At 49.5% G+C, this 22,163-nt stretch carries 17 protein-coding genes, 1 pseudogene and 1 other annotated feature; of the genes and pseudogenes, 13 read left to right on the top strand and 5 right to left on the bottom strand.

All coding sequences use genetic code 11. The features are described from left to right. The first annotated feature begins 129 nt into the window (after positions 1 to 129). Positions 130 to 387: a transcriptional regulator domain-containing protein gene (locus DS739_RS14665; protein WP_369870714.1), complete on the top strand. Its 258-nt coding sequence runs from the start codon at positions 130 to 132 to the stop codon at positions 385 to 387. Positions 388 to 495: 108 nt separating this feature from the next. Here the strand turns inward: DS739_RS14665 and DS739_RS11690 are convergent. From DS739_RS11690 to DS739_RS11675, 3 genes are all read right to left on the bottom strand, one after another. Next, positions 496 to 1,706 (bottom strand): IS3 family transposase gene (locus DS739_RS11690; RefSeq protein ID WP_096884279.1). Its coding sequence is split into 2 segments (ribosomal slippage): positions 496 to 1,421 and positions 1,421 to 1,706, totalling 1,212 coding nucleotides; the frame shifts between segments, so codons are not numbered across the junction. After that, positions 1,312 to 1,428 (bottom strand) — a sequence feature (AL1L pseudoknot). It overlaps the preceding gene by 117 nt. 137 nt (positions 1,707 to 1,843) lie before the next feature. After that, positions 1,844 to 2,329, bottom strand: coding sequence for a DUF2840 domain-containing protein (locus DS739_RS11680; protein ID WP_035350903.1), 486 nt, complete (start codon positions 2,327 to 2,329; stop codon positions 1,844 to 1,846). A 5-nt stretch (positions 2,330 to 2,334) separates the two neighbouring features. Further along, positions 2,335 to 2,661, bottom strand: a complete 327-nt coding sequence (locus DS739_RS11675) for a helix-turn-helix domain-containing protein (RefSeq protein WP_081461420.1) — start codon at positions 2,659 to 2,661, stop codon at positions 2,335 to 2,337. Positions 2,662 to 3,549: 888 nt separating this feature from the next. Here DS739_RS11675 and DS739_RS11670 point away from each other — a divergent pair. After that, a complete protein-coding gene (locus DS739_RS11670; RefSeq protein WP_006115753.1) occupies positions 3,550 to 4,749 on the top strand; it encodes a reverse transcriptase domain-containing protein in 1,200 nt (399 codons plus the stop codon). Positions 4,750 to 4,786: 37 nt separating this feature from the next. On the opposite strand, the gene DS739_RS11665 is transcribed toward DS739_RS11670, so the two are convergent. Further along, positions 4,787 to 5,929: a site-specific integrase gene (locus DS739_RS11665; protein WP_035350896.1), complete on the bottom strand. Its 1,143-nt coding sequence runs from the start codon at positions 5,927 to 5,929 to the stop codon at positions 4,787 to 4,789. Between the two features lie 673 nt (positions 5,930 to 6,602). Here DS739_RS11665 and DS739_RS11655 point away from each other — a divergent pair. The 10 genes from DS739_RS11655 (at position 6,603) to DS739_RS11610 (ending at position 19,378) form a co-directional block, all read left to right on the top strand. Beyond that, the gene (locus DS739_RS11655; RefSeq protein WP_006115756.1) at positions 6,603 to 7,055 is read left to right on the top strand and encodes a MarR family winged helix-turn-helix transcriptional regulator; all 453 of its coding nucleotides are present in this window, start codon (positions 6,603 to 6,605) and stop codon (positions 7,053 to 7,055) included. Between the two features lie 306 nt (positions 7,056 to 7,361). Then, positions 7,362 to 8,486 carry an FAD-dependent monooxygenase gene (locus DS739_RS11650; protein ID WP_006115757.1) on the top strand — a complete coding sequence of 375 codons (1,125 nt, stop codon included), beginning with the start codon at positions 7,362 to 7,364 and terminating at the stop codon, positions 8,484 to 8,486. A gap of 23 nt (positions 8,487 to 8,509) precedes the next feature. Then, the gene (locus DS739_RS11645) at positions 8,510 to 8,992 is read left to right on the top strand and encodes a (2Fe-2S)-binding protein (protein ID WP_035352933.1); all 483 of its coding nucleotides are present in this window, start codon (positions 8,510 to 8,512) and stop codon (positions 8,990 to 8,992) included. Further along, positions 8,989 to 12,561 (top strand): molybdopterin cofactor-binding domain-containing protein, encoded by a 3,573-nt coding sequence (locus DS739_RS11640; RefSeq protein WP_006115759.1) that lies wholly within the window; start codon positions 8,989 to 8,991, stop codon positions 12,559 to 12,561. Before DS739_RS11645 ends, DS739_RS11640 begins: the two co-directional genes overlap by 4 nt. Before the next feature lie 66 nt (positions 12,562 to 12,627). Beyond that, positions 12,628 to 13,668, top strand: coding sequence for a hypothetical protein (locus DS739_RS11635; protein ID WP_035352884.1), 1,041 nt, complete (start codon positions 12,628 to 12,630; stop codon positions 13,666 to 13,668). After that, positions 13,665 to 14,297: an isochorismatase family protein gene (locus tag DS739_RS11630; protein WP_006115760.1), complete on the top strand. Its 633-nt coding sequence runs from the start codon at positions 13,665 to 13,667 to the stop codon at positions 14,295 to 14,297. Before DS739_RS11635 ends, DS739_RS11630 begins: the two co-directional genes overlap by 4 nt. A gap of 21 nt (positions 14,298 to 14,318) precedes the next feature. After that, positions 14,319 to 15,113, top strand: a complete 795-nt coding sequence (locus DS739_RS11625) for an alpha/beta fold hydrolase (protein WP_006115761.1) — start codon at positions 14,319 to 14,321, stop codon at positions 15,111 to 15,113. A 93-nt stretch (positions 15,114 to 15,206) separates the two neighbouring features. Continuing rightward, positions 15,207 to 15,959, top strand: a complete 753-nt coding sequence (locus DS739_RS11620; protein ID WP_035352889.1) for an Asp/Glu racemase — start codon at positions 15,207 to 15,209, stop codon at positions 15,957 to 15,959. 402 nt (positions 15,960 to 16,361) lie between these two features. Continuing rightward, positions 16,362 to 17,675 carry an MFS transporter gene (locus DS739_RS11615; protein ID WP_050793108.1) on the top strand — a complete coding sequence of 438 codons (1,314 nt, stop codon included), beginning with the start codon at positions 16,362 to 16,364 and terminating at the stop codon, positions 17,673 to 17,675. A 335-nt stretch (positions 17,676 to 18,010) separates the two neighbouring features. Further along, positions 18,011 to 19,378, top strand: coding sequence for a carbohydrate porin (locus DS739_RS11610; RefSeq protein WP_231621230.1), 1,368 nt, complete (start codon positions 18,011 to 18,013; stop codon positions 19,376 to 19,378). An 89-nt stretch (positions 19,379 to 19,467) separates the two neighbouring features. Here DS739_RS11610 and DS739_RS11605 read toward each other — a convergent pair. Further along, a pseudogene (locus tag DS739_RS11605) lies at positions 19,468 to 20,392 on the bottom strand (LysR family transcriptional regulator). A gap of 120 nt (positions 20,393 to 20,512) precedes the next feature. Between DS739_RS11605 and DS739_RS11600 the strand changes: the two are divergent. Then, the gene (locus DS739_RS11600; protein ID WP_006115768.1) at positions 20,513 to 22,150 is read left to right on the top strand and encodes an MFS transporter; all 1,638 of its coding nucleotides are present in this window, start codon (positions 20,513 to 20,515) and stop codon (positions 22,148 to 22,150) included. Positions 22,151 to 22,163 lie beyond the last annotated feature (13 nt).

The following is a 22,163-nucleotide window of genomic DNA, read 5'->3' as shown; positions in this document are numbered from 1 at the left end:
CTATGCCAAACTCGTGAGGCAGGCATGCTGCAAGAAGCGTGGGGCGTCCCTGCAATTTTCATAAGGTCATGCCGCAAGGCGTGAGAACTCAATGTAACCAGAAACTTGGGGCTGCCTGACTGGCGCGGCATGTTTTGTCGCGTCCGCTCGGTGGCTCCTCAGCCGAGAGGACCGTCTCCCATGCCACTGGATATCTGGCATTCCGAGGCCGATCTGGCCATCCTCAGAACTCTGTCAGCCTCCGCCCTTGCCGGGGCCTTCATGCGGCGCTGGTCCCACTATGTCAGCGATTATCGCGACATTCTGCTGCGGGCCGGAGCCAGCGCCAGTCCCTCGCTCCTGTGGGCGGCGTTCCGGGACCGATGGAGGTTACGTTTTTGTCCATGATCCTGACATCCCCATAACCCGAAAACCTGTGATCTGGCGCAGGGAAGACACAACACGGATCATCAGTCTGAATTGCCCCGGGTTTTGTGGAGACATTTTTTATCTGAACTACGCAGCTAATGCATGTGATTTCTTCTGAGCATAAAAGCGAGCCTCAGCTTCTGCTGGGGGGATGTTTCCAATGGAGGACAGGAGCCGCCGATTGTTGAACCAGTCGACCCATTTAAGTGTGGCCAGTTCAACCGCTTCCCTGTTTTTCCATGGCCCCTGCCGATAGATGAGTTCGGTTTTGTAGAGCCCGTTAATGGTCTCCGCGAGGGCATTATCATAGGAATCTCCAACGCTTCCGACTGAGGCAACGAGCCCCGCTTCAGCCAGTCTTTGCGTGTAGCGAATGGACACATACTGACAGCCGCGATCTGAATGATGGGTCACTTTTCCCTCAGGTTGCCTCTGGCACAGAGCCTGCTCAAGGGCATCCAGCACGAAGTCGGTATGGGCCGTTGATGAGACACGCCAGCCCACAATGACCCGGGCAAACACATCAATGATGAAGGCTACATAAACAAAGCCCTGCCAAGTGGAAACATAAGTAAAATCCGAAACCCAGAGCCTGTTAGGGGCTGGTGCATGAAACTGGCGCTGCACCAGATCCTGTGGACAGGGCCGTGCCGGATCTGGCCGTGTGGTTCTGACCCCCTTGCCACGAATGACGCCTTTCAGTCCCATCCGGCGCATCAGCCGCTCTACCGTGCAGCGGGCGACATCCAGACCTTCACGTTTGAACTGATGCCAGACCTTGCGCGCTCCATAGACGCAGAAATTATCATTCCACACTCTACGGATGTCATCGCTCAGCTCTTTGTCTTTCTGGCTGCGCACACAAGGATTTTTCTGCCTGGCAACGGTTGCATAATAGACAGATGGCGCAATCGACAGAACCCTGCAGATTGACCCGACACCATATGTCTGCCGGTGCTCATCAATGAAGCGCGTCATGGCCTGAACAGGCGGTCGAGTTCCGCCTGGGCAAAATACGCAGAAGCCTTACGCAGGATTTCATTGGCCTGCCGCAATTCGCGGTTCTCTCGCTCCAGTTGCCTGATCTTCTCTCGATCAGGCAGGTCACTTACCGCAGGCGCATTGGCCCGCTCATGCAGACAGGTCCATTTTGACAGCGTGTCAGGGTGAATATCCAGCTTTGGGGCGATCACCATCACCGCAGACCACCGCGAAGGATGGTTCTTCTCTTCCTCCAGAACCATGCGGGCTGCACGTTCACGAAATTCAGGCGGAAAACGCTTCGATTTATTGCTCATGACTATCTCTTACCTCACGGGTCTTGCTGTCTCCACAAAACTCGGGGCAATTCAGGGCGCGACATGGATGACGGTGACGGTGGACACGCCAACCGCCAGCACGACAAAGTATGTGCCGAAGAACCAGGCGCTCCGGGTCATGACGTAAGCTTTCTACGCGCCAGCCATGCCTTGTGCATGGCGCGCGTATAGGGGCGGGAGGCCACGTTGGCGGCGATGCGACCGTTCAGGACGCGCCAGTGATCGGGGCAGATTTCGGCGGGGTGCAGCCCCAGTTCCTCGATGGCGTCGATTTCTTCCAGCACGCGGCGGACCCTCGGCCAGCCGGACACGTTCAGCAGTAGTTCACCGCCGGGGCTGACGAAAGGCACGGTCTGGAAGGCGGTACCCGGTTCCACGACGCGCACGATGTCGAAGCAGGAGACAACGGTCCCGTAATCGTTAGCGGTCCAGCGAATGAAGCCGAACACGCTGCCCGGCAGGAAGGCGAGCAGACGGCGGCGCTTGTCCAGCACCTTGTCTGAGACCGGCTGACCAAAACGCAGCCAGTGTTCGACGCGCTTTTGGATGAAGGTCAGTTCCACCGTGGTCAGGCCGAACAGGGCGTCGTCGGAGGCGTCCATGTCGGTCATGACCTGCTCCTCCATGACGCCCGGTTGCGGAGTGCGGCGACAAAATTTTCATCAGAAGTGCTGTTGCAGCGGTGACGTTGCAGCCAGTTCTCGACATCCTGCCGGGCGTAGAGGACACGGGTGCCGATTTTCAGGAATGGTGGCCCGTCGCCAATGCACCGGTATTTTTCCAGGGTGCGGATGGAGACGCCGATCAGATCAGCGGCTTCGCCACTGCGCAGATAGGGGCGCTGGATACGGGCCGGTGCGGTCAGGGCGCGCGGAGGTGTTTGTGTTGCCGGAGCCGCGGGCTGTTCCGGCTTTGGTTCGGGTCTCGTGGTCATGGAAACCTCCCTTGTCGATGCGGCTCGCTTCGGGGGTAAAGCGGTGCCGGTGAGGGGAGGCTGACGGGAAAAATGCTGTCTGGGAGTGGAGGATATGATGTGCGCGAATTTCTCCACCCCAAAAGCGTAGGTGGTCTTGGATAGGCGTATAGCAGCGTATAAGGAGGAGGCAGGGTCAGATGGAGCAACAGGGGGCGGCCTGTATATCTCCGGGTTAGGTATGTTGAAATTCCATTGTGACAATCCAAAGGGATTGTGGCATATAGATACAGTCGACTACGGGCTTCTTGTTCTGACGTCGGTGTGTGTGTTGCGCGACTCTCTCGATCATGATTGTTGAGCCGATTGGGCGTTCTCGCGTAAGCAAGGGCAGTCCGAGAGGTTCTCGACGGTCCACTGGCGAGGGGTCCGAGGTTTCCGCTGCTGGCAAAGCGTCAGCTTCGGGAAAGCGGATAGGTCGCAAGCTCTCAAAGCCCTCCGACAATTCTATTGTCGGTCAACAGGGAGCTAGTCTACACATGCACGAACACAGGGTCAGGGCAGGTCGAAGCCGTGGGGCGTCGGTCCGGCGTCATCGATTGGGGCTTGTACTTGCCGCCGTCCTAGGGTATATTAACTTGGGGCACGCTGGTCTTGCGCCATCCGCGTCGGGAGGCTTGGAAGCGAGTGTTCGCTTTGAGGTTTCTTGCGTGCAGGATTGTTCGGCAGAGATTGTTGAGCCGATTGGGCGTTCTCGCGTAAGCAAGGGCAGTCCGAGAGGGTCTCGACGGTCCACTGGCGAGGGGTCCGAGGTTTCCGCTGCTGGCAAAGCGTCAGCTTAGGTGTGGTATTGCTGCTTATCGGGGCAATGTGTGGTAAGCAGCAGCATGCCAACTAAGGATATATAAATTGGGTAGCTCGGCTCTGGTGGAGTTGGGGAAAATTTCAAATCTCGAAAAGGTTTGGGACGATTTCTGGCGTCGTACGAGAGGGAAAACCACTCCAGGGATTGATGACGTTTCGCCCATTTTGTTTCGAGAACAAAAGCGTTCCCGTCTTCAATCGATCCATCATGATTTGCGAGATGGTTATCAGTTTAGTGCGCTTCGCGGAGTGGCTGTTCCAAAAACTGATCCATCTAAGCTACGTTTGATTTGTGTTCCTACGGTTGCGGACCGTATTGTCCAGCGTGCTTTGTTGAAAGTCTTAGAAAAACAGTCGCGAAAATTGGGTATTCTCAATGAAGTGAGTTATGGCTTCGTGCGAGATACGAATGGGTCTGAGCGAGGGGTTCACGGGGCTCACAAAGCGGCATCTAAATTGCGTGATGAAAATCCATGGGTGTTTAAAGCAGATATCTCAAAGTTTTTTGACACGATCGACCGCAAAGATTTGTCTACCCGTTTCTGTAGGGCGTTTCACCAAAAGTCGTTAGCTCCTTTATTCTTAGGTGCGATTAACTGTGAGGTGTTGGCGCGGGGAGATCGGACAAAGATTGCAATATCTCAAAATAATATAACGCCGGGAGTTGGGTTGCGTCAGGGAATGCCCCTTTCACCTGTGCTAAGTAATTTTGTGCTTAGAGACTTTGATAAAAATATAAGTTCGAAATATCCAATGGTAAGATACGCCGATGACCTTATTGTTTTTACCAAAACAGAAGCATTATGTATTGAATCTAAAGTTCTGGTTGAAAGAGAATTGGAAAAACTAGGCTTAAAATTAAGTGCAGAAAAAAGTTATGTAAGAGGTCCAGAAGAGCCAGTTGAATTTCTTGGTATGCAATTGACGGTTAATAAATCGGGGAAATACGAATTAATTATATCTGAGGATCAAATGAAGGAAATTAGAGGAAATATTAGGAAATATCATGATTTATCATTTCTGAAGTCCCGAGAAATTAATGCGCAAAAATTATTCAAAAGATTGGAGTTAATGCGTAGTGGATACTTATCTGCTTATGCGTATGCCGCCAATAGGGATAAATTTGAGCATCGATTAGCACAATGGATTCGAAGGTGTTCTTATAAAGTATATGCTTCAATATTTGGACAAGAAGCGGTTGATAACCTCACGGATGAACAAAAAATATTTTTAATGCTCATTTAATTTTCCAATTATTGATAAATATATCAGTTCTATATACTTACCCTAAATATTCAGCTATAAAATTTGATATCTTATTGGCCGTTTCTCTGATGGGATCGGTTTTAAGATGGGCATACCGCGCGGTGGTCTGCACCTGCGTGTGCCCTAATAACCGTCCGATCATAGTCAGGTCTGCCCCAAGCTGGAGCGCGTCGGATGCGAAGGAATGACGCAGATCGTGGATACGTAGCGTATCCAGTCCAGCCCGTGCGCGCAGCCGCCGCCATGGTTTCTGGGTGTCGGTCAGATACTGGCCCTCCATCTTTCCGGTGATGACATAGGGATTGCCTTCGATCCGGGGAATGTCTGCCAGCACGTCCAGCGCAGCCTTGCCGATAGGTACGACCTTTGCCCCGGTCTTGGAATCCGGCAAGCGCAGGACGCCCGCTCGGGCGTCCACATACTCCCATTTCAGGGTCTGGATTTCCCCGAGACGGCAACCGGTCAGGAGCAGCAGGCGGATGCAGTATGCTGCTTCGGGCTCGCCCTCGGCCTCCCGGAGCACCTTGCCCAGCCGGGCCAGTTCATCGGGTGTTAGGTAACGCTCCCGCTTAACTTCCTTGTAGCGTTTGACCTTCCAGCATGGATTGCTCCCGTCCGATCGCACGCCCCAGGTGTCGGCCAGGGTGAACATGATCGACAGCACGCCCAACACACGGTTGGCTTGGTAGGGCGTCTCCTTCAATCCCTGGTGCAGTTCGACGACATCGGCGCGTGTGATGTCGATGACCTTGAGCGTCCCCAGCTTCGGGATGATGAACAGGTCCACACATCGGCGATATTCGTACTGGGTTGAGGGCTTGCAGTGTGAGGCGACATGCTCGTCGAGGAACCGCTTGCCAAATTCTTTCATGGTCGCTGCTGCCCGGAGACGGTCGCGCTGCGCGCCGGGATCGCTGCCCAGCCGGACATCGGACAGATGTTTCATCGCCTCGGTGCGGGCCTGATCCGGGGTGAGGGGACCATGAGGACCAATATTGACGCGGCGGATGCGTCCGCCCGCGCGGAACTGGGCGAGGTAGATTTTCCGGCCTGACGGATGGACCCTGAGGCCGAAGCCGCGAAGTTCGTCATCCCAGAGGAAATATTCCTTGCCGGTTTTGGTGGCGGCTTCGACGGACCGTTTGGTGATCTTGACCATGGGACATCCTTCCCCGGTTGGAATCACTGGAATCAAATAGGAATCATTTGGGAGTGAAATCAGGCGATTCCAGCCGTGGAGGAGTGTAGCAAGAATCGAGTAAAAATTTAAGAAAAACCGCCACTTATCGTGAAAAAATCGGTTCTGTGCGGTAATTGTGTAAGTATTAGACTGGAACTCATAACCTGAAGGTCATAGGTTCAAATCCTATCCCCGCAACCAAAATTACTAAATAAAATCAATGATTTAAAAGGCGGCGCAAGCCGCCTTTTGGCGTTCCAACACACCAACTTGTAATGCAAGCCCAGCTAGTTCCCTAGGCTTGGCGGGGTGCTGCGTATATGACCCGCCTCAATAGGCGTCTAAATCACTAGAATAATACATAATGGTGTCCGCGGCGGGATTCGAACCTTATTTTAAATGATTTGTCTAACATCTATAATTTCTATTCAGTCCCATTAAAGTCTCTGTTTCTTGCTTTGAATGACTCATACGGCTTTTATTAAACATTATTTTAGCCGATTAGGGAGAAAACATGCTAGTAGAAATAGGAACTCTCATAAGATTAGTTTTTTAAGCTGAGCTGAAGGCTAGATTATGTATAAAAGTGTATATCGAACAACAGAAATTTAAATGTTATTTTTTATCAAAATATACTTAAGGGAAATGCGATATGAAGAATAATAAAAAGAAATCTGAACAGAATTATGCCTTGGATGAACAAGTTGGTTTTCTGTTACGGCGTGCTTATCAGCGTCATACAGCTATTTTTCAGGAGCATATTCCAGACCAACATCTTACCTCTGCGCAATTTGCTGTTTTGGTTACCACCCATAAACTTGGTCAGGCTTCTTTGGTTCAGATTAGCCATGAAGCTGCGATTGATCATGCGACATTGCGTGACATTGTATCGCGTCTAAAAAAGCGTGGGTTGTTGAAGGTAGAACAGAGTAAGCAAGATCGTAGGCAGAAACTTGTTTCGCTTATGCCTGAAGGTGAACAACTTTTACATGAGACCACTCCTGTAGCACGGCAGGTGACTGATATAACGTTGTCTCCGTTAAATGAGTGTGAGCAGATTGCTGTGCTCCATATTTTACAGAAGTTATCTCATTTTGAAGCATAATGCTGTCATATTAGTATCTCATTGATGGCAGAGAAATACGTTACGGCTACATCTGTTGTTATAGAAAATCATAAAAATATAACTGGTTTTAGTGCTTTAAAATTCTGATGATTTTCGTAATTTGAAAGTCTCAGGCTATTTTGCACGAAGAGCAAAGAATAATAAAACTCTAAAAATCAATATGTTATAAAAAAACGTAACGATAATGAAATTATTATCTTGACGTTTCTCCGTTCCTCCCTGAACATTCATATATCGCGTATACGCTATTAAGTCTGTAATTTTACTGCTGGTCGGAGAGTTAATATGTCAGGTGGAGTTCGTATAGGCATTGCAGGGGCAGGGCTTGGTGGCGTTGCAGCAGCAGGGCTGCTGGAGAAAGCTGGTTTTGATGTTGTTCTGTTTGATCAGGCTCCCGCTTTTTCTCGGCTGGGTGCGGGCATCCAGTTTGGTCCCAACGTCCTTAAAATTCTCGCCACTTTAGATGGTCTCGATAAAAAGCTAGAAGAAATTTCATGTCTTCCTGATTATTGGCTCAGCCGTAAGTGGGACGACGGCACAGTTATGGCCAAGATTCCGCTTAATGCTGAACGGGGACGCTATGGTGCGCCTTATATTACCATTCACCGTGGTGATCTGCATCAGGCTATGCTGGATTGTGTAAGTTCGGAACGTGTGAAATGGGCTCACAAACTGGTCGATTTTACAGATGATGGTCACGGCGTTACACTGAATTTCGAAAACGGCGCTTCAGAAAAGGTTGATATCCTTATTGGTGCTGACGGTATAAACTCACGTGTACGCGAAAAAATCTTCGGTTTGGATGAGGCTGTTTATACCGGATGGATTGCACATCGTGCCATTATTCCGGGTGCAGCCGCTAAGAGCTTGGGAGCTGACCTGAACGCGAAGTGGTGGTCTGCTGATCGGCATATCGTGTGCTATTATCTTGATAAGAACGAGGATGAGTTCTACCTGGTAACAGGGGAGCCAGCAGAATGGACTTCTCGTGCTGGACAGTTGCCAAGCTCACGTGAAGCGTTGCGTGAAGCATTCAAGGGCTTCCATCCAATGGTTCAGGGCTATATCGACGCGACTGATGTTGTTACGAAATGGCCGCTTAAAACGCGTGCACCATTGCCTGTTTGGTATCAAGGTCGTTCTGTATTGCTGGGAGATGCTTGCCACCCAATGAAGCCGCATATGGCGCAAGGGGCGGCTATGGCAGTGGAAGATGCAGCTGTTTTGGCCCGGTGCCTTACTGAGTTAGGTACAAAGGATCTGGAACGTACATTCCGTTCTTATCATGAAGCACGAAAAGAGCGTGCGACCAAAGTTCAGAGCATTTCCAATGCCAATACATGGCTACGGCAGCCTGAAGATCCTTACTGGTGTTACGGTGACAATATCTACGATCTGACAATCGAATAAGCGTAGAAAAGAGGATGGGCGTTATGGCAGCCAGCGTCTTTCTAACAGTTAATGGCCGCCGTCATACCATTACGGCAGTCGGGAATACGCCACTTCTTACAGTTTTGCGCAATGATTTGGGGCTGAATGGCCCCAAATATGGCTGCGGTTTAGGGGCATGTGGTGCCTGCACGGTGCTAATGGACGGGAAAGCTGCACGGAGTTGTGTGGTCTCGTTAAACGCTGCAGCAAAGTGTAAAAACATTGTGACACTGGAAGGCCTTTCTCCAGATGGAAGTGATCCTGTGCAAAAGGCTGTGGTTGCAGCACAGGCAGCGCAGTGCGGCTATTGCCTGAACGGTATGGTCATGACGCTGCGGGCGTTTTTAGACGCGACCCCCGATCCCGATGAAGACGCACTAAAGGCTGCCCTGCGCTATAATCTTTGTCGTTGTGGCACTCATGTAGAAATTATGCGTGCTGCACGAATTGCAGCCGGATTGGAAAAGGAGGATAGCGGAAAATGACCGGTGTGCTCCAGATATTCCGGAAATCACTTCCTCCCCAAGGGCTTTCTGCACGAGGAGAATTTATCCCACGGGATGAGGTGCTGGTTCAGGTTGATGAAAACGGTCAGATTTTAGGGTTTTGTGGGCATGTAGATCTTGGGACAGGTATTGCAACTTCTCTGGCTCAGATTGTAGCAGAAGAACTGGATGCAGATCCTACATATGTCCGGATGGTGTTGGGGCATACAGATCGTACCCCTGATCAAGGGGCGACAATTGCAAGTGAGACCATTCAGGTTTCATCTCGTCCGTTACGTCGGGCAGCGGCGCAGGCACGCAAGTTGCTGCTACAACGTGCTGCGAAACTTACAAAATACCCTGTTGAATCCTTATCTTTCCGAAATGGGAAGCTAACAGGATATCTGCCCGGAATAACAAACTGGGGGATGGGAGATATTGTACGTGGTGTTCAAATCCGTGAGGAATTGGATGAAACTACGCCGGTGAAGCCTCCATCTGAATATCGTCTGGTGGGCCGCAGTCATCCGCGGGTCGATATTCCAGATAAAGTAACGGGCCGCATGGTTTATGTGCATGATGTGCGCGTAGAGGGCATGCTGCATGGTCGTGTTATTCGGCCTCCCTATGCGGGTTATGATCATGGTCCGTTTGTAGGGCGTTCGTTATTAAAGGTGGAGCGTGCATCTGTGGCTCATATTGAGGGCCTTGTGGATGTAGTGGTGATTGGTGATTTTGTCGGGGTGGTTGCTGAGCGTGAAGAACAGGCAATTGCAGCGGCAGAAGCGTTACAAGTTACGTGGGCACCAGTTGCTGTACCAGATCTTTCAGATCCGATAGAAGCGATACGGGCTAACCCGTACGAGCCTCGCGTTGTTTTGGATCGTGGAGATGTGGATGCGACGTTGGGTAAACTCTCCCATCGTCTAGATCGCGAATACCATTGGCCTTATCAGATGCATGGCTCTATTGGGCCTTCTTGCTCTGTGGCATCTTGGCATGAAGGTAGCCTGACAGTTTGGTCTGGCACGCAAAATCCGCATATGTTGCAAGCCGATATCGCGTTGTTGATGGATTTGCCTGTTACCAACGTAACAGTTATTCGTCACGAAGCAGCAGGGTGTTACGGGCGGAATTGTGCGGATGATGTGGGGGGGGATGCCGCTCTTCTTTCTCGCGCAGTTGGGCGGCCTGTTCGGGTTCAGCTTTCCCGTGCTCAGGAACATGTTTGGGAACCTAAAGGCGCGGCCCAGCTTGTGCGTATTGAAGGTGGACTGGATGCTAATGGTGCGCCTGTCGCTTATAATTTAGATACAAGTTACCCTTCCAATGTATCGCCATTGCTGGCGCTGGTGCTGACTGGGCAAGTGCCTGCGGAAGTACCTGCTGTAGCTCAGATGGGGGATAGAACGTCTATCCCTCCTTATGATTATGCGAATGCACGGGTTACAGTAAAAGATATGCCGCCTTTGGCGCGTGCTTCATGGTTTCGTGGTGTATCTGCACTGCCCAACAGCTTTGCGCATGATAGCTATATTGATGAACTGGCTGCAGAGGCAGGCGTAGATCCGCTGGAGTATCGCCTGCGTTATCTTCCAGATACACGTGCTGCAGAACTTCTTAAGGCAACAGCGGCAAAAGCTGGATGGGAACCGCGTACGCAACCGCCTCAGGTTGATCCAAAGGAACGTATCCTGCGCGGGCGTGGATTGGCCTATGCGCTATATGTTCATGGGCCTTTCCCTGGCAAGCCGGCTGCATGGTCTGCATGGGTAGCTGATGTTGCAGTTGATCGCCTTACAGGTGAAGTAAGCGTGACGCGTGCTGTGGTCGGGCAAGATGCTGGGTTGATGATCAATCCGGCCGGTATTCGTCACCAACTGCATGGCAATGTCGTGCAGTCTACAAGCCGTGTGCTGACAGAGCAGGTTAAGTTCGACCATGAAGGTGTAGAAAGCCGGGAATGGGGCGGATATCCGATTATTCAATTTCCAGATATTCCTGAAATCAACCCGGTGTTGATGGATCGTCCTGAGGAACCTCCTCTCGGAGCAGGAGAGTCTGCATCCGTGCCTAGTGCAGCAGCTATTGCAAACGCAATATATGCTGCTACTGGCGTGCGTTTTCGGGATGTTCCATTTACACCTGAAAAAGTCAAAACGCGTCTGGATGAGGTATTGGGGCCGTTAGAGCGCTCTTCTGTTGTACCTTTAGCGCCGTTGTCTTTTCATGGAGAAGGTGCCCGTCCGGCTATGGCAAGCCAGGGATGGAAAAGCTTGCTACGTAAGGTTGGGTTAGGGGCGGCTTTGGCCGTGGCAGGCAGTGCATTAGCAACAGTTTTGCCATGGCGTGCACCTATCGCTCCAGTTGCACCCCCAGTGCCTGGTATGTTTTCTGCGGAAATTATCGCTAAAGGCAAACAGGTTGCAGCAGCGGGAGATTGTGCTGTTTGCCATACAATCCCGGGCGGTAAGGAAAATGCTGGTGGTTTTGCGTTGGAAACACCATTCGGCACGATTTATTCTACTAACCTAACGCCAGATCCTAAAACAGGTATTGGCCAATGGTCTTATACAGCCTTTGAACGCGCCATGCGTGAAGGAATTAGCCGTGATGGAAGGCATTTGTATCCGGCCTTTCCTTATACGGCATTTGCAAAAACAAGTGATGCAGACATGCAGGTGCTTTACGCTTACCTGATGTCGCAGGAACCTGTAGAGCAGAAGCTTCCCAAAACGTCATTGAAATTTCCGTATAACTTACGTTTTTCCATGGCCGGGTGGAATATGCTGTTCCATAGCACAGCGCCGTTTGTGCCGGATCAGAACCGTTCAGAGCAGTGGAATAGGGGAGCATATCTGGCGGAAGGTTTGGGTCACTGTTCTGCATGCCATACGCCACGGAATGCTTTGGGGGCAGAGCGCTGGAAAACAGCTTATCTGGCTGGAGGAGAAGCCGAAGGTTGGGTTGCACCAGCATTATCTACACTGTCACGCTCTCCACTGCCCTGGAGCGAAGATGATCTTTACGCCTATTTGCGTACTGGCTTCAGTCCCAATCATGGCCCTGCTGGCGGCCCTATGGCACCTGTTGTGCACGCCATGGAAGACCTGCCAGATGTAGATGTGCGGGCTATAGCCCATTATATTGCCTCTTTTGATACAAGGCAAACGGCAGAGGGCGCACCAGCCTTACGACAACAGATACTGACCCGCACTGCAGATCTTCAATCCATGGAGAAAGGGGAAGGGGCACGTATCTACAATTCAGGTTGTGCAGTGTGTCATGAAGGGGAAGGGACGCATCTGTATGGAGCACGCCCTCAATTGGCGCTGAACAGTAATGTATGGGCCGATACACCAGATAATCTTATTCGTGTGGTGCTTGATGGTGCACCATCACCAGCACATCAGGCAGCCAACATGATGCCAGCTTACCGTAACCTGTTCTCTGATCGGCAGATTGCGGAAGTCGTGGCCTTCCTGCGTCGCACCATGGCTCCGGAAAAAGGGGAATGGAGCGATCTTGTTGCTCGGGTTGCGCGTATTCGTGCGGAAGGAGGGCACTAAGCCATGTGTTTTTTGCCTTTTGTCCAGCAGCGTCACACCGGACGCCTTTTCTAGGGGAACATTCCAATGCCCGTAAGTGATTTTGAACTCGTCCAATCATGGCGTCAGGTTCTGGATCTTTGTAATTTACAGAGCGGCCAGAGCGTTACAATCCTGACCTCAATAGGAACAAATGCACAGACCTTACGTTGCGCTCTTCTTGCGGTGCAGGAAAAAGGTGCCATTGCCAATCGGCTTGATTTGCAACCTACCAATGGTGGAACGTCTCTTTCACGAGATCCTTTAGCTTATGTTGGCACAACACCACTTACTGGTAACAGGGCCGCAGTGGAAATGTTAAAGGCCAGTGATCTTGTTCTGGATCTTATGACATTGCTTTTCTCTGCTGAACAACATGAGATTTTAGATGCTGGTGGGCGTATTCTACTGGTAGTAGAACCACCAGATGTGTTGGTGCGTATGACGCCTACAGCCGAGGATCGTACGCGCGTGCTGAAGAATTCAGCACGGCTCAAAGCTGCCAAAGTTATGAAAGTAACATCTGCAGCAGGCACGGATGCTACGTTTGCGTTGGGTGAATATCCTATTCTGGAAGAATACGGTTTTGTAGATAAACCGGGAAGATGGGATCATTGGCCAAGCGGTTTTTTGGCAACATGGGCAAATGAAGGCTCGGCTGAAGGCAAGATTGTGCTGGCGCCAGGGGATATTCTTCTGCCGCAGAAAAGTTACATTACGGCCCCTATTACGTGTCATCTGGAAAAAGGCTACGTGCGCGCTATTGAAGGTGGTTTTGAAGCTGATCACCTGCGTGATTACATGGAAAGTTTTCATGATCCCGAAGTTTTTGCGGTTTCGCACATAGGCTGGGGACTACAGAACCGCGCGCATTGGTCTGTGATGGGGTTCTATGATCGAGAGGCAAGTATTGGCATGGATCCGCGTGCTTGTGCCGGTAATTTCCTATGGTCCACTGGCCCTAATAATGAAGCTGGTGGTGACCGTGATACTGCCTGTCATATTGATATTCCTATGCGTGATTGCACAGTAATGCTGGATGATGAAGCCGTGGTGCAAAATGGTAAACTGGTTGGAGAATCCAAATGACAACAGAAGATATGCGTGATGAGGCACGATATCAGAAACAGGGTTTTGGTAACGAGATCGGCATTGTTGGAGGTGTCGGCCTGTTAATCATTGATTTTGTCAATGGTTTTGCTGATCCGGAAGCATTTGGCGGTGGGAATATTCCGCAGGCTATTGAACGTACGCAGGATCTACTTGCATTTGCACGCGAGAAAGGTTGGAAAGTTGCGCATTCACGCATCATTTTTGCGGATGATGGTGCTGATGCGAATATTTTTTCCCTAAAGGTTCCCTCCATGTTGGGGCTTACGGAAAATAATCCGGCTTCGGCTATTGTGCCTGAACTTGCACCGGTGCCGGGTGAATATGTTGTGCGTAAAACGGTGCCTTCTGCATTTGCAGGCACACCGCTTGCAGCTTGGTTTGTAAGCCACGGTGTGCAGACTGTGGTGGTGGCGGGTTGTGTAACATCGGGTTGTGTACGTGCAAGCGTGCTGGATGCCATGCAGGCTGGTTTTCGCCCTGTTGTTATCTCAGATTGCGTAGGAGATCGGGCAATCGGCCCGCATGAGGCCAATCTGTTCGATATGGCCCAGAAAGTTGCAGATGTTATGCCGTTGGACGCGCTGCTATCCCGTATTTCTAATTAATATTCAGGAGATTATTGAGTTATGAGTGAAGAAAAATTTCTTTATGGTGCCAACGTATATGCCAACGGTATTCGTCAGCATTATCTGCGGTATGGTGGCAAAGGTAAGCCGTTGGTGTTGGCTCCTGGCATTACCAGCCCTGCCATTACATGGGGGTTTGTAGGAGAACGGCTTGCTGCGGATCATGATGTTTACATTCTTGATATACGTGGGCGGGGCCTTTCTTCAACCGGGCCAGATCTAGATTATGATCTGGATAGCTATGCTGATGATGTTTTGGAATTCATTAAAGCGCTTGGTCTGAAGGATGTTACACTCATGGGGCATTCCATGGGGGCACGTATTGCTATTCGTGCTGCGCGCAAGAATTCAGTAGATCTTGCTCAGCTTATTTTGGTTGATCCTCCTGTTAGCGGCCCCGGACGGCGTGCTTATCCTGCAAAGCTAGACTGGTATACAGAATCTATTCGCCTTTCCCGTAAGGGGATGAGTGCTGAAGACATGCAGCGTTTTTGTCCGACATGGACAGAGGAGCAGCGTCAACTACGTGCTGAATGGCTGCATACTTGTGATGAACTGGCAACACGCATTTCGTTCGAAAAATTCCACACGGAAGACATTCATCAGGACCTTCCACATTTGAAGGTGCCAGCTCGTTTGGTTGTCGCAACACGCGGTGGGGTGATTCAGAAAGAAGATGAAGCTGAAATATCCAGTTTGAACAGTGCTATTGAGATCGTGCACGTTGAAAACGCGGGACATATGATCCCGTGGGATAATGAAGAAGTCTTTTATAGCGCTGTTACTGTAAAATAGCCCTAAATTTGAAACTGCTGAATAAAGCAGGAACTTTAAGGGGACACTCATTTTTATGGGTGATCCCATTTATTGTCTTCACAAGAGGTTCTGATGAAGAAAATTTATCGTATCGGGCAGATTGTTCCCAGTTCCAACATTACAATGGAAACGGAAATTCCTGCACTGTTAAAGCTGCGTGAAAATATTCGGCCAGAACGGTTTACGTTTCATTCTGCACGTATGCGCATGAAAACGGTGAGTAAGGATGAGCTGGCTGCCATGGACGGGCAATCAGACCGTTGCGCGTTTGAACTGAGTGATGCAGCTTTGGATGTGCTGGGTTATGCCTGCCTTGTTGCCACTATGTCCATGGGGCCGGGCTATCACCGTGTTTCCGAAAAGCGCCTACATGAACGAACAGTTGAAAACGGACATCCTGCGCCTGTTATCACCAGTGCAGGAGCGCTGATTGAGGGCTTAAAGGTTCTTGGCGCCAAGAAAATTGTGGTTGTAGCACCTTACATGCGGCCTTTGACGGAATTGGTAGTGGATTACATCAGCCGCGAAGGTATTGATGTTATTGATTATGTGGCGCTGGAAATTCCAGATAATCTGGATGTGGGGCGTCATGATTGCCAGCGTTTACCGGAGATTGTGAAGGGCTTACGTTATCAGGATGCCGATGCAGTTATTGTTTCGGCTTGTGTGCAGATGCCTTCGCTTCCTGTTGTATCTATGGTGGAAGCTATAACTGGCAAACCGACTTTGAGTGCTGCTGTAGCAACAACGTATGCCATGCTTAAAGCCATGAAGTTGGAAGCAGTAGCACCTGGGGGTGGTGCACTTCTTTCTGGCGCATATTAAACTTATTGATGGAGAGGTTACATGTATTTTCCTCTCCATCAAAAATTTTAAAAGTGAGTAGATGTGTTTTTATAAAATACGATGTGTACGCTAATTATATATATTATTATTTCTTTTATATCAAAAACATTTGTAATTTATTATATTTTTTGAACATAATAATTTTCTCAATTTATGTTGTCTGTAAAATATTTAGCGTGAGTGAAATCATCTAAAATTTCTGTGTTGGCGCGTTGCGCAAAGGACACATCGGAAAATAATGTTTCGAATAAGAAATATAATCTTTACAACTATGGTGTATACGCGACTATCTTATCATATCGGAATCGCAATAAATTTCTCGGGCGGTGTGGGGCTGTTTGTTGGAAGTTTCTTGCTGGTAATATGTGATCTGGAGTGCTCATGCGAAGTGTTGCTGTTTCCGGGCAGACAAGCCGTTCCGAGCAAAGCGGGAACAGGCTTTTTAGTACAATGGCGTGGCGTATTCTGCCGCTACTTTTTCTTGGTTTTTTGGCATCCTATCTAGATCGGGTGAATGTTGGATATGCCAAACTGCGTATGCTTTCTGATTTGGGGATGAGTGAAGCTGCGTATGGTTTGGGTACGGGGCTATTCTTTCTTGGTTACATTTTGTGCGAAGTCCCCAGTAACCTGATGCTGGTTAAATTTGGTGCGCGTAACTGGATTGCTCGTATCCTTGTAACGTGGGGATTGTGCTCTGGCCTGATGATGTTTGTGCATACACCCACACAGTTTTATATTCTGCGTATTCTATTGGGTGTTGCAGAAGCAGGTTTTATGCCTGGTGTGCTGTATTATTTGGCATTGTGGTTTCCTCCTCAGTATCGCTCCAAAGTCACTGCGGCTTTTATGGCGGGTATTCCTTTAGCCAGTGTGATTGGCGGCCCTGTATCTGGCCTGTTGATGGACAGGCTGAATGGTGTAGCTGGTTATGAAGGTTGGCGTTGGCTTTTTTTCTGGGAAGCATTGCCACCGGTCCTTATTGGGGTAGCTGTTTTTCTATTTCTGCCGACGTCACCAGATAAAGCTACATGGCTCACTGCATCAGAAAGTGAGTGGCTGCGTCGTGAAAATCCGCTGCCTTCTGATAAGGTTAGTCTTTCTGTTAGTATTGGTGCGGCATTTCGCAGCCCGTGGGTATGGCTTTTGGGCATTGTGGATGGAACGTTACTTCTGGGTTTGTATACAATTGCTTTTTGGACACCTTCATTGCTGCATGATGATGGTATTCGTTCTACCTTTCAAATCGGTTGCCTCAGCGCTATTCCGCAAATTGGTGCTGTAGCCAGTATGTTTCTGATCGGGCGGAGTTCCGATGAGCGAGGTGAGCGCCGGTGGCATATTGTTCTTCCTATTGTTGTGGGCAGTATTGCAATGGCGTGTATTCCGTTGTGCATGGGCAATCCATTTATTGTTATTGCTTGTATTACAGCGGCCAATATGGGTATTCTTGGTGCGCTCCCACCTTTTTGGGTATTGCCGTCCATTATGCTTAAGGGAAGTAGCGCTGCGGTTGGGCTGGCATTGGCGGGTTCTATTGCCAATATAGCAGGATTTTTTGCAACGGCTTTGGTTGGATATGCCCGTAGTGTTACGGGGGATATGTCCGGCGTGATCTGGCTTTTTGCAGGCTTAGTTCTTCTTGGTGGACTTTCGGTTCTGATGATTCCGAAAAACAGCATGAAGTCATTATAAATTCTTTTTCTATATATCATTTTCAGAACAAGTAATTCTTGTTCTGTTCTTGAAAACCACAGGTGATGGGACTGTCCGGAACAAAGTTTCCGTGACACAAATAGGAAAATAACGTGATGCAGAACACGGGTTTACACGCAGTCTCTTTTTCCTGTCGTGCTACAAAATTCATGGGCTGTTGTGGTGTTTTTGGTGGGTTATTGCCAAGTTTGGTATTTGCTGAACCACAACACACCGAAAAGATGGAGCAAGTTGGAAACTTTTACTTTGTTAAAGGTAACAGGCATTATTATGATGCTGCTCATGCACCTACGCAACCTGGTGTGCCCAGGTTTGTGCCGGCGCCTAATGGGGGAGATGGGCCTGTAGCACCTAATGGCAAAGGGGCGCATTCCATTTTGCCACAACCTTACTTCTTTTCCCTCCAATTTAAACCCGTAGCACAGGGAGGGAAATTTCTTGCTGATCACGGTGTTTATTTTAACGGCTGGAATATATCACAGCTAAATGCCAACGTCGGTGGTGGGTATAAAAACGGTTCTGCTTATACTAACTGGGCTTTGTTGGGGCTAAACCTTGATATGCAACGGATAGCCGGGATATCGGGTGGTCAGATGCATTTTATTATCGATGATGTGGCAGGGCAGGGGCGTAGTTGGGAGTATAATGCTTCGGATTGGTCATGGATCAACACATGGGGCAATCATGATGGGTTGCAGGTTCGTGAATTTACTTGGGATCAAGAACTTTTTAACAAACATCTTTTTATTCTAGCTGGCCGCTCAAACCCGAAAGGTGGTGAGTTTGAAGGCTCGGAACTGTATTGTCAGTTTGCAACCTTCCTGTGTTCATCGCCAACAACATTTACAATTGATGGCTCATCACCATCATTTACGGTTTCATCATGGAGTGCACGTGTGCTGATCAAGCCCACAGCTTCTACGTATATTAAAGGCGGTATCTGGGAAGTAGAGGCTTGGGTGCGCGCCAAAAACCATAATGGTTGGCCTGGGCCAGACTGGGGGTTTGATAAAGCCGAGGGTGAATTCATACCCGTTGAAGCCGGATATCATACAGACTTTACAACAGATAAGTATCCTCGTGCTTATAGCCTTGGTTTTACGTATGATACCTCTATTTATAGTGATCCACTTTATAACACCGAGCATCAGGTTTACGCATTAGCGGGCGGCAAGGCGCAACCACGCCGTGGGCGTACAACTGTATACGCGCAAGCCCAGCAGATGATCTGGAAGCCCGACCCGAATGATACACGGGGGCTTATTGTTTTTGGGTCTGCAAACTTTCTGACATCGGGAGATGGCACCGTAAGAAATGGCTTTGTGGCAGGTCTGTTTGATTGGGGGCCTTTCCGTTCACGACCGAGGGATTATATAGGCCTCGTGTTCCAGAGTTATTTGTGGAATCGTAAAGTCGTGCATTCCATGAATGCTTCTTTGCAAGCCGAAGGTTATCGCAATCAATGGAATAGTTCGGAAACCATGATGGAACTGAACTATGGTTTGAATGTTGCGCCGGGTGTTATGGCAACGCCTTATTTTGAATATATTTGGAATCCCGATCAGCTTGCATCTTCCAGAGTGCTGCCTAATGTTAAATATGCTGCGCAGGTTGGCTTAATGGTTAACTTTGAAATTAACCCCGGCCTTAATCTTCCTGAACTGCATAGATATAGAAAATAATATTCTATATCTATGAGAGTTTGCATGGGTATAGGGAATGTTCTGGAAAGCTGGGTATGCTTTCCAGAGTTTCTCATCCTCTTATTACATCAAGGGGGAAATTTTCCTAACACCTGTCGAGAAACACGAAAAAGGGTTTCTCTCAACCAGCGGTGTACGGGGTCCATGTCACGGCGTGGATGCCACGCTTGAAAAGCTTCCACGGATGGAAGTGAGAGAGGAAATTCAAAAGATGTCAGCCCGAGGGCTTCTTGAGAGATATGATTAATCACAATGCCTGGTAAAGGCAGAATGAGATCTGTATTTTTCATACTTTCTATCATTGCATGGTAATTGGGCACGACCATTGCAATTCTACGTGTCAGCCCATGTTGATTGCGCAGCATCCAATCAATCGGGCCTTGCGCGCGCCCTCTGCGTGAAACACTGATATAATCGTAACGTACCATGCTTTCCGGTGTGATGGGTTCTGCCAGAATTGGGTGCTCTTTACGCACAAGGCCCCGCATATAGTCTCGGAAAATGGTCTGGCGGCGTATTTCGGGCTTCATCATTTCCGTTGCGCCGATGTACAAATCTACACTGTCATCACGCAACGGGACAGATGCAGCCGCATCGAGTTCGGGTGCCCAGATCACTTCACACCGAGGGCAATCCTTTTTCAAGGCTTCCAAGAGTGGAAGAGCCAGCGCAGCTATAACCAGATCATTAGCCCGAAGGGTAAAGGTAGGCGCCATGTTTGCCAGATTGGCAAGTGCGCGTGTTTCTATAAGGCTATCTGCGGCGACAACAACATTCTGCACCCGGTTGAGTATGCCAGCGGCAAAGGTCGATGGGGTCATGCGTCGGCCAGATTGCACAAGAATGGGGTCAGCAAATGCTTTGCGTAATTTAGCAAGCTGACGGCTCATAGCCGGTTCGCTGATTTTTAGCCGACGTGCGGCAAGAGAGACGCTTTCTTCTTCGATAAGCACCTGAAGGTAGCGAAGGCAGGTCGAGATCATAACCTTTCATCCTTTCAGAAATAGATGTTGTTTTATGGAATGACTAGAGTTTTCTATTCCGAAAATCGAATTCGTCACTTATCAGAAATAGGGGTTGTCGAAGGCGCAACAGACCGTTTGAAGTGCGCTGATGACCAACGCTGCTCCTGCACAAGGGGTTGGTGCACCGGTTATTCATGCCGCGCCACCACGCCCTTCTTATATTCCCCCCTTTGGCCTACGCACTGTTGTTGGCTGTTTGGGTATGCTGCTGGCCGTGCATGTTGCAGGATTTAATGAGCATGTGACCGAGATCGGTCTTTCCGATATTCGGGGTGCCATGCACATTGGCCACGATGAGGGCACGTGGGTTATTGCGATTTATGAGGCGTTCAATATTGCAGCCATGGCGTTTACGCCGTGGTTTTACATGACGTTTTCGATCTATCGCTTTTCCATTTTCATGACAGCAGTTTTGGCACTGCTTTCCATTCCAGCGCCCTTTATGCCGGATGTCACTTCACTTTGCATTCTACGTGCATTTCAAGGATTAACGGCAGGTTGTTTACCGCCTGTGCTTATGACTGTAATGCTGAAATACCTCCCTCCAGAAATTCGGGTATTTGGCATTGGCGGATACGCCATGAGCGCTACTTTTGGGCCTAATCTGGGTTTGCCGCTGGAAGCATTCTGGTTCGAACGTATGGGCTGGCATTGGCTGTATTGGGAAATTATTCCAACAGCAACGTTGGCCATTGCGATGATGGCCTATGGCTTGCCGAAAGACCCAATGCATTTTGAGAGGTTTGAAAAGTTTAACTGGCTTGGATTGCTGGTAGGGCTGCCAGCAATTTGTTCCTTGGTGATCGTGTTGTATCAAGGAGATAGGCTGGATTGGTTCCGTTCCCCTGTGATTACGGATCTAACATTCTGGGGTGTGGCAGCATTTATTGTTTTTGTAATTAACGAGGCGTTTCATCCCAGCCCTTATTTTCGCATTCAGTACTGGCGATCCCGTAATATTCAGGCGTCTTTGCTCTCATTGGTGGGCATTCTCGCCATCTGTGCGATTATGGGGGATATTCCCGCAACCTATCTGTCTGCTGTGCGTGGGTATCGGCCTATTCAAACAGCCCCGGTATCGCTGGTGGTTGCGTTGCCGCAGCTTATCATGCTGCCGTTGATTGCCGCTTTTTGTAACAGTCGTAAGGTTGATTGCCGTTTTGTACTGGCGGGCGGCATGTTGTGTCTGGCCGCTTCTGCATGGTTGGGTACATGGCTGACGGTGGATTGGGTGCGGGATAATTTTTACCCGCTGCAAATTCTCCAGGTTTTTGGCCAGCCTATGACGGTTATTCCCACCCTCATGTTGGCGACCCTTGCTATGGGGCCTGCCGATGGTCCGTTTATTTCTGGCATGGTCAATATGCTGAAAGGGCTGGCCAATGCGGTTGCCTATGCGCTGTTTGCTGCCTTAACTCGTAGGCGAGAGCAATATCATTCCACCATGTTGCTCGATCATCATGGCACGCATGGTCTAGCCTTGCAGGGTATGGGTAACCCCATCATGCAGCAGCTTTCGGTTACATCGCCAGATAGTGTGCATGTTGCCCGTAATTCACTTCAGGTTTTCCATACCTATGTGCATGAGCAGGCGCTCGTTCTGGCGCTGAACGATATCTATTATGTGCTGATATGGGTCTGCCTTGGATACGCTTGCATGAATCTTATTCTGCCGCGCCGGGTGTATCCGCCGCGTGCGCCTTCTCCCAACACTCCAGCCCGCTAATCCGGAATACAGA

Origin of the sequence: Acetobacter sp. JWB, from assembly GCF_003323795.1 — a bacterium.
In the GTDB taxonomy this organism is placed as follows: domain Bacteria; phylum Pseudomonadota; class Alphaproteobacteria; order Acetobacterales; family Acetobacteraceae; genus Acetobacter; species Acetobacter oryzifermentans.
Note: the sequence above shows the minus strand (reverse complement) of the source record. Positions and strands in the feature narration are given on the sequence as shown.